The 8,087-nt window shown below is 71.0% G+C and carries 7 protein-coding genes; 4 read left to right on the top strand and 3 right to left on the bottom strand.

Annotation, left to right across the window (positions count from 1 at the left end; translation table 11 throughout):
- Positions 1-26 precede the first annotated feature (26 nt).
- Entirely contained in the window at positions 27-932 is a 906-nt protein-coding gene (locus ACGWYJ_RS35290; RefSeq protein WP_395110915.1) for a carbohydrate ABC transporter permease, read from the top strand.
- Positions 933-1,002: 70 nt separating this feature from the next.
- Complete coding sequence (locus ACGWYJ_RS35285; protein ID WP_395110914.1) at positions 1,003-1,527, top strand: YbhB/YbcL family Raf kinase inhibitor-like protein; 525 nt, start codon at positions 1,003-1,005, stop codon at positions 1,525-1,527.
- Between the two features lie 75 nt (positions 1,528-1,602).
- On the opposite strand, the gene ACGWYJ_RS35280 is transcribed toward ACGWYJ_RS35285, so the two are convergent.
- Positions 1,603-2,433, bottom strand: a complete 831-nt coding sequence (locus ACGWYJ_RS35280; RefSeq protein WP_395110913.1) for a phosphoribosylaminoimidazolesuccinocarboxamide synthase — start codon at positions 2,431-2,433, stop codon at positions 1,603-1,605.
- 157 nt (positions 2,434-2,590) lie between these two features.
- Between ACGWYJ_RS35280 and ACGWYJ_RS35275 the strand changes: the two genes are divergently transcribed.
- On the top strand, positions 2,591-3,706 hold the full coding sequence (locus tag ACGWYJ_RS35275) for a hypothetical protein (RefSeq protein WP_395110912.1): 1,116 nt from the start codon (positions 2,591-2,593) through the stop codon (positions 3,704-3,706).
- 118 nt (positions 3,707-3,824) lie between these two features.
- Here ACGWYJ_RS35275 and ACGWYJ_RS35270 read toward each other — a convergent pair whose 3' ends face one another.
- A complete protein-coding gene (locus tag ACGWYJ_RS35270; RefSeq protein WP_395110911.1) occupies positions 3,825-4,187 on the bottom strand; it encodes a winged helix-turn-helix transcriptional regulator in 363 nt (120 codons plus the stop codon).
- A 24-nt stretch (positions 4,188-4,211) separates the two neighbouring features.
- Here ACGWYJ_RS35270 and ACGWYJ_RS35265 point away from each other — a divergent pair, with 24 nt between their 5' ends.
- On the top strand, positions 4,212-5,090 hold the full coding sequence (locus ACGWYJ_RS35265) for an NAD(P)-dependent oxidoreductase (RefSeq protein WP_395110910.1): 879 nt from the start codon (positions 4,212-4,214) through the stop codon (positions 5,088-5,090).
- Here ACGWYJ_RS35265 and ACGWYJ_RS35260 read toward each other — a convergent pair.
- Positions 5,076-8,075, bottom strand: a complete 3,000-nt coding sequence (locus tag ACGWYJ_RS35260) for a BTAD domain-containing putative transcriptional regulator (protein WP_395110909.1) — start codon at positions 8,073-8,075, stop codon at positions 5,076-5,078. The two genes, ACGWYJ_RS35265 and ACGWYJ_RS35260, sit on opposite strands and share 15 nt — an antisense overlap.
- Positions 8,076-8,087: the final 12 nt, after the last annotated feature.

The raw sequence follows: 8,087 nt of genomic DNA, 5'->3' as shown, positions 1-8,087 counted from the left end.
GTCGCCCCCCAGAAAGGTAGGGCGTCATGACTGCTGTCACTGATTCGCTGGACGCGGCCTCGGTCGAGGCGGCGCGGCTGCGGAGGAAGTACGCGCGGCGGCACGTCGCCTCGCGCGTCGGCGTGTACGGCGCGGCGGTGCTGGCGGCCCTGGTGTGCGCGCTGCCGTTCCTGTGGAGCCTGGTCAGCGCGTTCAAGCAGAACCGCGACCTGTACAACCCCAACAGCAGCCCGTTCCTGTTCAACGAGCCCGCGACGCCCGACCACGTGCGGTACCTGCTGTTCGACACCCCGTTCCCGACGTTCGTGTGGAACACGCTGGTGGTGGGGCTGTCGGTGGTGCTGCTCACGCTCGCGCTGTCGTTGCCCGCCGCCTACAGCCTGGCCCGGCTGAACCGGCCGTGGGGCACCCCGATGGGCATCGCGATCTTCCTGGTGTACCTGGTGCCGCCGTCCCTGCTGTTCCTGTCCCTCACCCGGGTGGTGGTCGCGCTCGGGCTGGAGGACTCGATCTGGTCGATGGTCGTCGTCTACCCGACCATCACCGTGCCGGTCTCGGTGTGGCTGCTGATCGGGTTCCTCAAGGCCGTCCCGAAGGACGTGGAGGAGCAGGCGATGGTGGACGGCCACAGCCGGCTGGGGGCGTTCGCCCGCACCGTGCTGCCCCTGATCTTCCCCGGCATCGTCGCGGTGGTGGTGTTCGCGTTCACGCTGACGGCCAGCGAGTTCGTGTACGCGCTGGCGTTCGTGTCCGCGAGCCCGAAGATGGTGGTGAGCACGGGCGTCCCGACCCAGCTGATCCGGGGCGACGTGTTCTTCTGGCAGTCCCTCCAGGCCGCCACGGTGATCATGGCGGTGCCGATCGCGCTGCTGTTCAACCTGTTCCTGGATCGCTTTGTCACGGGTTTCACGATGGGAGCCGTGAAGACCTGAGCGCCGCGCTGGTAGGTATGGGGGAACCGATCGCAACGGCATCGATCCGAACGACATCGAGGAGGCCGCCATGCCCGGCAAGCCGCCGCTGCCGCACGAGTTCCTGCCCGAGGTTCCCTCGTTCACCGTCACCAGCACCGATGTGACGGAGGGCGAGCAGCTCGACAGCAGGCACGTCTTCAACGACTGGGGGTTCAGCGGCCAGAACCTGTCGCCGCATCTGAGCTGGTCCGGTTTCCCCGAGGAGACCAAGAGCTTCGCGGTGACCTGCTACGACCCGGACGCGCCCACCGGAAGCGGGTTCTGGCACTGGTCGCTGTTCGACATTCCCGCGGACGTCATCGAGCTGCCCACCGGCGCCGGCACCGAGGACAGCAAGATCGGTGTGCATGCGCGCAACGACTACGGCATCAAGGCGTACGGCGGTGCGGCCCCGCCGCCCGGCGAGCCGCACCGCTATGTCTTCACCGTGCACGCCCTGGACGTGGAGTCCCTGGGCGTCGGCTCGGACGCGTCCCCCGCCGTGGTCGGCTTCAACATCACCGCCCACACCTTGGCGCGGGCGAGCATCGTCCCGGTCTACGCCAGCAGCTGACGGGCGTCGTGGAGGCGCGCGGCCCTGTCATCAGCCGCGCGCCTCACGCTCCCGCCGTCCTCCCGGACACGGCCGTCATTCCCAGCGGGTGCCGGTGAGGCGTTCGTACACCTCGACGTAACGGGCCCGGGTGGCGTCCACGATCTCCTGGGGGATGGCGGGGCCCGGCGGGGTGCGGTCCCAGTCGAGGGTGCTGCTCCAGTCGCGGACGTACTGCTTGTCGAGGGAGTGCTGCGGACGTCCCGGCCGCCACTCGTCCGCGGGCCAGAACCGCGAGGAGTCGGGGGTCAGGACCTCGTCCGCCAGCATGAGCGTGCCGTCGGCGGCGCGGCCGAACTCCAGCTTGGTGTCGGCGATGATGATCCCGCGTTCGGCGGCCAGCTCCGCGCCCCGCCGGTAGATCTCCAGGGTGACGTCCTTGAGGTGCGCGGCGGTGTCGGCGCCGATCTCGGCCGCCACGTCCTCGTAGGTGATGAACTCGTCGTGGCCCTCGGCCGCCTTGGTGGTGGGGGTGAAGATCGGCTCGGGCAGCCGGTCCGCCTCCACCAGTCCCGGTGGGAGCGGGACGCCGGACACGGTCCCGTTCTTCTGGTACTCCTTGAGCCCGAGGCCCGTCAGGTAGCCGCGGGCGATCCACTCCACCGGCAGCATCGACAGCCGCCGGCATCTGATCGCCCGCCCGGCCCACTCGTCCGGCACGTCGGTCGCGGACACGACGTGGTTGGGGATCACGTCCTTCAGCCGCTCGAACCACCACAGGGACAGCCGGGTGAGGATCTTCCCCTTGTCGGGGATCAGCGTGGGGAGCACCACGTCGTACACGCTCACCCGGTCCGAGGCGACGAGGATCAGGTCGTCCCCGTCCGCGTACACGTCCCTGACCTTGCCCGAATGGACCAGTTCCATGAATGTCCCCAGCTGAATACCGTCCGCTTACGCAGGAACGATATCCGCGCCCGGTGACAGCCCAGGACGGCGGGCCACCGCGATCACCCTCCCTTCTCGCTAGGGACGGACGTCGCGGAACTAGGCTTCGGTTGCCGAACGATCAAGGATGCGCGCGATGCCCGAACGACCCCTGCGCGCGGACGTCCTGACCCTCCTGGGCCGGGCGGACCACCTGCGCGCGCTGTCGTCGGTCACCGCCGGCGACCTGCTGACCGGACACCCGCTGGACGACCCGTCCCACATCCTCCTGCGCGAGCTGGCGTGGACCGAGGGCATGGAGGCCGTCCGCAGCTATTTGTCGCACCCGTCCGAACGCGAGGCTGCTCTCGCGCGGACCCTCGAACGGCTGAGAGCCATCGACCTCGAACCACTGCACACCCACGATCCCCGCGCACTCCTCCCCACCGCAACCGGCCTCGTGGCCTGGGCCGATGAACGTTCCTTCGCCGTCTTCCGCCCCGGTGCCCGAGAGCACCGTCACGGGCACTCGTTCACAGCCGCCCATGAACTGGCCGCCTCAGCGTCCGCAAGGCGCTACTACGCCTTCAGCGTCCCCGGCCACCCGGGCTTCTACTACCAGCCGACCTCCATCGCCGTAGTAGCCGCAGGCTGGGACTGGCTGGCGGAACACGGCGACAACGCACCAGGACTGACCCCGGGCCAACGCTACGCAGCCGCCCTCCTACGAGAGCTTCCGGGCAACCGGGAACACCAAGCCCGGGACCTTTTCCTCGTGCACGAAGCCGCTCACACCCTGGAGCTCAACGCCGCGTCGCCCGCCCTGCAAGCCCTGGAACGGACGGGCCACGACCCCGCCGACGCCTTCCGTCACGGCCTGCCCACCCGGCACCACCTGGGCGCCTGGGAACGCCTGGCCAACGGCGAAGGGGATCCGAGCCGGCGAACGTTCGACATCACCTTCGTCCTGTCCGACGTCCTGGCGACCTGGACCCAATCGATCGCGTACCCGGGCCACCCTCTCAATCGCCTCCAGGCCGCCTACCTCTGGCAGGTCGTCACACCCCCGAGCCCGCAGAGCCTCCGCCGCGGCACCATCGCCAGCCTGAGAGCAGCCGAACTCCTCGACCTCCCGGCACTCGCCCGCGACCTGGAGGAGGTCCTCGAAGCCGCCCTCACGGCCCCGCACACCGTTCCGATCCTGCTCCAGGAACTGGAAGACCGCGGCCGCTGCCTCCTACAAGAGCGCTTCCACCGATCCGTCCTCGAATGACGTGGTGAATCCGTGTCCCGCGATACCCACTTTCTTGTGGGTACTTGGCTGGGCGCGGTCATGGGGCGAGGCTGGTGGTGGCGGTCAGGGGGACCGCCGGAACGGAGGTGGCGCGCGTTCAGGAAACCGGCTCGGCCAGTTTCTCCAGGCGGCGGTGACCCCAGTCGGAAAGGGGCGTCAGCGCCTCGGCGAGGTCGCGGCCGAAATCGGTGAGGGAGTACACCGTCTTGAGCGGTAGCCCCTCGTGTACCTCGCGGTGTACCAGGCCGTCGTCCTCCATTTCGCGGAGCGCCTGGGTCAGCACCTTCTCGCTGATGCCCGGGATCCGCCGGCGCAGCTCGCCGGGGCGGTACGCACGGTCTTCCAGGAGCCAGAGCAGGGTGGTCTTCCACTTGCCGTCGATCACGGCGATCGCGGCGGTCACCCCGCAGACGTCGGTGTTCTGAGCGAGTTTGCGCGTCATCACCGTCCCCGAGTTCATCGATCACGTTGGGCGGGTCAAGCCATGTCTGAACAGTCTGCCGTCACCGTCATCGGCCTTGGACCCATGGGACGCGCGCTGGCGCGCGCGTTCGTGGACGCGGGCCTGCGGACCACCGTATGGAACCGGACTCCGGGCCGGGACGGGGAGCTGGTGGAGCGCGGTGCGATCCGCGCCGGTTCGGCCGAGGAGGCGGTCGCGGCGAGCGACCTGACCGTGGTGTGCGTGGTGAACTACGACGCGTCGGACGCGATACTGCGACGGGACGCGGTCGCCGGGGCGCTCAAGGGGCGCACGCTGGTGAATCTGACGGCCGACACGCCCGGACGGGCCCGCGACACCGCCGCCTGGGCGTCCGACCACGGCGTCCGTTACCTGGACGGCGCGATCATGACGCCGGTCGTCACCATCGGGACGCCCGACGCGGTGTTCATCCACAGCGGCCCGAAGGGGCTCTACCAGAGGCACCTGCCGGTGCTGGAGGCGCTGGGCGGCACCCACACCCATCTGGGCGAGGACATCGGCCGGGCCGCCGCCTACGACCTCGCGCCGCTGGACGTCTTCTGGACGGCGATGGCGGGCTACGCGCACGCCCTCGCGCTGGCGAAGGCGGAGGGGATCACCGCACGCGAGCTGGCCCCGTTCGCCAAGGGCATCGGCGCCATCCTGCCGCCGATCTTCGAGGAGCTGGCGGAAGGCGTGGACGGCGGGAACTACTCCGACGGGAGCAACCCGATCACCTCGGCGGCGTCGTCCATGGCCCACGTCATCCAGGCGTCCGAGCGCCACGGGATCGACGCGAGCGTCATGCGAGCCGCCGAGGGCCTGGCCCGCCGCGTCATCGGGATGGGCCACGGCACGGACGGCTTCATCCGCGTCACCGAACTCCTACGACCGGCCTGATCGGGCGGTCGGCTCCGGCTCCGGCTCCGGCGAGAGCCGCAGGCCGGTGACCAGGTCGAGCGGGGCCGGGTGGGAACGGCCCTTGTCGTAGGCGGTCTCGAAACCCGGTCCCAAGGCGCCGCGCAGGGCGTCCGTGAGGCTTCGGACGTCCGGGTGGCGGGCGTCGGGGCCGCCTCGGAGGGCGTGGGCGGCGCCGAGGAGTTCGGCGGCGCGGGTCGCGGCGCCTTGGCGGTGGAGCAGTTGGGCCAGGCCGACCGCCAGTACGGCGACCATGGGCATGTCGGGCATGGTGGCGGCCAGGGAGAGCGCTTGGGTCAGGTGGTCTCTGGCTGCGTCCAGGTCTCCCCTGGCGACGTCCAGGTGGCCTTGGGACGAGAGGAAGAGGACCTGGGACGGGACGTCACTCGGGTCTGCCAGGCTCAGGTGGTGGGCTGCTTCGTCCAGTTCGCCCCTGTGGCGAGCCAGGTCGGCCAGGACGAGGCGGGCGAGGGTCGTGTGGTCGGCCGAGGTCGCGTCGGCCATCACGGCGCGCAGCTCGCTCTCGGCCTTCTCCAGATCGCCCGTGTGGACGCGGATCATGGCCAGCCAGACGCGTTGCTGGTTGTCGGGGCCCAGCTCGGCGGCGGCCCGGGTGGACTCCTCCAGGGCGGTCGCGGCGGCGTCGAAGTCGCCGGTCGCCGACGCGGCGAAGGCCGCCGAGGCCAGGGAGACCGACAGGCCCCAGCGGTCGCCCGAGCGGCGGAAGGCGGTGACGGCCTCGGCCAGGTCGCGGCGGGCCTGAACGGAGGAGCCGCCGGAGGAGCCGTTCGCCGCGCCGTGCAGGAACGAGCGGATGAGCCAGGTCATCGCGCGGGTCCAGGCGTCGGGGTGCGCGAGGTACGGTTCCAGGGCTCGCAGGCCCGCGGGGATGTCATCGGTCCCGAGGCGGCTCAGCGCCCGGACGTGCGCGGCGAGGGGGCCTTCGGCGGGAGGCTCGTCGGCGGGGATCTCGGAGAGCCCTCCCGCGAAGGTGGCGTTGAGGAGGAGGCCGAAGAGGGCCTTCGGGCGGGCCGGGGCCTCGCCGGGCATGGCCAGGACGGTACGCAGGCGGTGCGTCGCCTCCGTGTGGTCGCCCTGGATCGTCCAGTACGGGCTGAGCGCGGCGGCGAGGCGGACGGCGGAGCCGGTGTCGCCCGAGTCGCTGGCGTGACGCAGGGCCGCCAGGAGGTTGTCGCGTTCGGCGTTCAGGCGGGAGAGCCAGCGCAGTTGGCCGGGGCCGTGGAGGTGGGGTTCGGCCTGCTCGGCCAGGTCCAGGAAGCGGGCGAGGAAAGCGCGGCGGGCCGGTTCCAGGCGGCCGGTCTCGGTCAGGCGTTCCAGGCCGTACTCGCGGATGGTGTCGAGCATCCGGTAGCGGGTGCCGTCCAACTGGAGCAGGGACTTCTCGACCAAGGCGTCCAGGATCTCCAGCGGTGTCCCGGCGTGTTCGGCCGTGAAGGTGGCGGGGAAGACGGCCAGGCGTTCGGCCGCGTCGCGTTCGGTGTCGTCGAGGAGGTCCCAGCTCCAGGCGACCACTCCGCGAAGGGTCTGGTGGCGGGGCAGGGCCGTGCGGCTCCCGTTCGTCAGGACGCGGAAGCGGTCGTCCAGGCGGGCGGCCAGGTGGTCCAGGGGCATGGAGCGGAGGCGCGCGGCGGCCAGTTCGATGGCCAGGGGCAGGCCGTCCAGGCGGCTGCAGATGGCGGCCACCCGTGGGTCCGGGCCGAAGCCGGGCTGGGCCGCGCGTGCCCTGTCCAGGAAGAGGCGGATGGCCGAGTCCTCGGCCAGGGGCGGTACGGGAAGCAGGGCCTCACCCGTGATGGCCAGGGGTTCGCGGCTGGTCGCGAGGATCGTCAGGGACGGGCAGCGGCCCAGCAGGTCATCGGCCAGCCGCGCGGCGGCTCCGATCACGTGCTCGCAGTTGTCCAGGATGATCAGGGTGCGGGAGGAGCCGAGCGCTTCGGTCAGGCGGTCGACGAGGGTGCCGGGACGGTGTGATTCGTGCAGATCCAGGGTCGCGGCCACCGCCCGGGGAACCTCCTCGGGGTCGCTCACGGGGGCGAGGTCGACGAACCAGCCTTCGGTGACCGTCGAGGTGGCGAGGCGGGTCTTGCCCACGCCGCCGGGGCCGACGAGGGTGACCAGGCGGTTCTCGGCCAGGAGCCCGCGTAGCCGCGCCTGCTCGCGCTCGCGGCCGATGAAGCTGGTCAAGGGCGCGCGCAGGTTGCCTCGCGGCGCTCTCGTTCCTCGCAGGACGGCCAAATGGAGGTCTTGGAGTTCGGGACCCGGGTCGGTGCCCAGCTCGTCGGCCAGGAAGCGCCTGTAGCGCTCATAGGCGGCGAGGGCTTCGGGCTGCCTGCCGTCCAGGTGCAGGGCGTTGATGAGCAGGCCGCGCAGCCGCTCACGGAAGGGGTGCGCGGCCGTCAGCTCGTCGAGTTCGACCGCCAGGGAGGCGGGATCGGCCCCAACCTTGAGGTCTGCGTCGATGCGGTCTTCCAGGACGTTCAGGCGCAGCTCTTCAAGCCGTACGGCGGTGTTGGCGGCGTACGGGAAACGGGGGGACAGATCAGCCAGGGCCGGGCCTCGCCACAGTCCCAGGGCTTCACGCAAGTGGACGGACGCCTCGCGCAGGCGGCCGTCACGGAACGCCTGGCGGCCTTGCACTGCGAGCTGCTCGAAGCGCGCCGCGTCCACGGCGGCAGGCGGCACGTCCAGGCAGTACCCCTCTGAGCGCAGCACCAGCGAGCCCTCGGGCAGGGCGCGGCGCAGGCGTGTGACAAGCGAGTGCAGCGCGTGGGACGGGTTCTCTGGAGCCTCCTCGGGCCAGATCGCCTCGCACAAGGACTCCCCCGGGACCGGCCGTCCCGCGTCCAAGGCGAGGCGGGCCAGTAGTGCGCGCAGGCGCAGGCCGCCGATGCGCACGGTGGCACCATCGACCTCCACCTGGAGAGGGCCGAGGATGCCAACGCGCATACCGCCACTTTG

It is taken from the genome of Actinomadura sp. SCN-SB, assembly GCF_043906805.1.
Classification (GTDB): domain Bacteria; phylum Actinomycetota; class Actinomycetes; order Streptosporangiales; family Streptosporangiaceae; genus Spirillospora.
The sequence above is the reverse complement of the archived record's forward strand: the minus strand, read 5'-3'. Positions and strand labels throughout refer to the sequence as shown.

Coding starts and splice junctions, on each gene's coding strand:
- ACGWYJ_RS35290 (WP_395110915.1), top strand. CDS start 27: ATGACTGCTGTCACTGATTCGCTGGACGCGGCCTCGGTCGAGGCGGCG.
- ACGWYJ_RS35285 (WP_395110914.1), top strand. CDS start 1,003: ATGCCCGGCAAGCCGCCGCTGCCGCACGAGTTCCTGCCCGAGGTTCCC.
- ACGWYJ_RS35280 (WP_395110913.1), bottom strand. CDS start 2,433: ATGGAACTGGTCCATTCGGGCAAGGTCAGGGACGTGTACGCGGACGGG.
- ACGWYJ_RS35275 (WP_395110912.1), top strand. CDS start 2,591: ATGCCCGAACGACCCCTGCGCGCGGACGTCCTGACCCTCCTGGGCCGG.
- ACGWYJ_RS35270 (WP_395110911.1), bottom strand. CDS start 4,187: ATGAACTCGGGGACGGTGATGACGCGCAAACTCGCTCAGAACACCGAC.
- ACGWYJ_RS35265 (WP_395110910.1), top strand. CDS start 4,212: ATGTCTGAACAGTCTGCCGTCACCGTCATCGGCCTTGGACCCATGGGA.
- ACGWYJ_RS35260 (WP_395110909.1), bottom strand. CDS start 8,075: ATGCGCGTTGGCATCCTCGGCCCTCTCCAGGTGGAGGTCGATGGTGCC.